The following is a 2040-nucleotide window of genomic DNA, read 5'->3' as shown; positions in this document are numbered from 1 at the left end:
CGCCGGTGGCGTTGAGGCACTCGGCCTCGGTCCAGCGGTCGCCGTGCGCCTCGGCCGCGTGCAGGGCCTCGCGGGCCGAGGTGCGGGCCTCCTCCTCCCGCCCGGCCTCGGCGTGCAGCAGGCTGAGGATCGCCAGCACCAGCGCCTCGGCCCGCCGGTGGTTGCCGGTGCGGCCGAGCGAGAGCGCCGCCCGCAGCGACTGGAGCGCGTTCCCGGGCCGGCCCAGCGCGGCGTGCGCCATGCCGAGTTCGACCAGCGCCATGGTCTCCAGGGCCTCCGAGCCGCTGGTGCGGGCCAGCCGCAGGCAGCGGGTGTAGTGGCGGTAGGCCTCGCCGCGGTTGCCCGAGTCGAACTCGGTCCGGGCGAGCGCGGCGAGCGAGACGGCGAGGCCGATCGGGTCGCCGTTGCGGGTGTGCAGTCCGACGGCCGCGGAGAGCAGGGTCCTGGCCTCGGCCAGGGTGCCGCGGATCCACGCGGCGCGGCCGAGCTGGTCGAGCGCCGCGGCCTCGATCTGCGGCCGGTCCAGCTCCTGGCCGATCCCCAGCGCCAGCCGGGCGTAGTCCTCGCCGTCCGTGATCAGGCCGGAGTTGTGCTTGGCGTCGCTGAGGTTGAGCAGCATCACCGCCTCGGCGCCGCGGTCCCCGGCCTGCCGGGCGGCGGCCAGGCCGGACTCGGCCAGCCGGCACCACTGGGCCAGCAGCGCGTGCTGCTTGCAGAACGTCCGCAGCGCGTCGGCGAGGTGCCAGGCGACCGGGAGCGGTCCGGACTCGGCGGCGTACCGGACGGCGGCGGTCAGGTTGGCGAACTCCGCGCGCAGGTCCGCGGCCTCCTCCCGGGGAGGAGTCCCCGGCTCCGGGGTGACCACGCCCGCCTGGTCCACGCTGCGCCGGGGGGCCGGGACGCCGGCGCCCGCCGCCGCGGCCGTCGCCACGTACCAGCCGAACAGCCGGCCCAGCGCGGCGGTCCGCTCGGCGGCGGTCAGCCGCTGGTGGGCGCGCTCGTGGGCGAAGAGCTGCAGCAGCTCGTGCGGGAACCGGTAGCGGTCGTCCAGCCGCTCCAGCAGGTTGGCGACCTCCAGCTCGCGCAGCTGCCGTTCGGCCGAGGCCGGCGTCGAACCGGCCAGCGTGGCGGCGGCGGCCACGGTGAAGTCCGGCCCGGGGACGAGCCCGAGCAGGCAGAAGAAGCTGCGCACGTCGGGGCGGAGCAGGTCGTAGGAGAGGCCGAAGGAGCCGGCCAGCGCGGTCTGCGCCTCGTCCGGCGTGGCGAGCGCGGCCACCCGGTCGACGGCGAGCTCCCGGGCGATCCGGCCGAGCGGCACGTCGGAGCGGTAGGCGGCGTTGGCGGCGACGATCCGCAGGGCCAGCGGCAGCCCGGCGCAGAGCCGGATGATCTCGTCCACGGCGGCCGCGTCGTCCCCCTGCCCGGGGTAGAGCAGCGCGTCGACCAGCCGGCGCGCCTCGGGCGCGGGCAGCACCGGGACGACCAGCCGGTGCGCGCCCTCCCGGACGGTCAGGCTGACCAGCCGGCGCCGGCTGGTGACCAGCACCGCGCTGCCGCCGCCGCCGGGCAGCAGCGGCCGGATCTGGTCGGCGTCCCTGGCGTTGTCCAGCACCACCAGCACGCTGCGGCCGGCCAGCAGGGAACGGTAGAGGCCGATCCGCTCGTTGACCCCCTGCGGCACCCGCTCGGCGGGCACCCCGAGGGCCCGCAGGAAGCCGCCGAGGACCTCGGCGGGGCCGCACGGCGCGGCCCGTCCGTGGCCGTGCAGGTCGATGAAGAGCTGGCCGTCCGGGAACAGCGGCGCGGCCCGGCGGGCCACGTACAGGGCCAGCGCGGTCTTGCCGACCCCGGCGGTGCCCTCCAGGCAGACCAGCGGCAGGGTGCCGTCGGTGGGGCGCAGCAGTTCGGCGAGCCGCTCGATGTGCTCCTGGCGTCCGGTGAACCCCCTGGGCCCGGGCGGGAGTTGGGCCGGTCTCGGGATGTCCGCCAGGGTCGGTCCGGGCGCCGGGGCGGGCGGTGGCTCCGGCCCGGTGCCGGCGG

General features: G+C 77.7%; 1 protein-coding gene. It reads right to left on the bottom strand.

The window, feature by feature from the left end; translation table 11 throughout:
- Positions 1–2040 (bottom strand): ATP-binding protein (locus ABD308_RS31055; protein ID WP_344342418.1); only part of this gene is annotated, 2040 nt, incomplete at both ends.

It is taken from the genome of Kitasatospora putterlickiae, assembly GCF_039527695.1.
Taxonomy (GTDB): Bacteria; Actinomycetota; Actinomycetes; order Streptomycetales; family Streptomycetaceae; genus Kitasatospora; species Kitasatospora putterlickiae.
This window is presented reverse-complemented; position numbering and strand designations above follow the sequence as displayed.